A 327-nucleotide genomic window follows, 5' to 3' on the forward strand; every position below is an offset into this window, starting at 1 on the left:
TGCATCCGAGTCTGTCTCAACCTCTGAATCAGCCTCTGCGTCCGAGTCAGCATCAACGTCTGAGTCAGTGTCAACATCCGAGTCAGTCTCAACATCCGAATCAGCTTCTGCGTCTGAGTCAGCGTCAACTTCTGAATCAGTGTCTACATCTGAATCAGTATCAACGTCTGAGTCAGTGTCAGCCTCTGCGTCTGAATCAGCCTCTGCATCGGAGTCAGCATCAACGTCCGAATCAGTATCAGTCTCGACATCCGAGTCAGTTTCTGTATCTGAATCAGTTTCAACTTCTGAATCAGTTTCTGCATCCGAGTCTGTCTCAACCTCTGA

1 pseudogene is annotated in these 327 nt (G+C 48.6%); it reads right to left on the reverse strand.

The window, feature by feature from the left end:
* Positions 1-327, reverse strand: a pseudogene (locus HMPREF2904_RS11740) (MSCRAMM family adhesin SdrC); the annotation flags it as partial.

Source organism: Streptococcus sp. HMSC072G04, assembly GCF_001813295.1.
In the GTDB taxonomy this organism is placed as follows: domain Bacteria; phylum Bacillota; class Bacilli; order Lactobacillales; family Streptococcaceae; genus Streptococcus.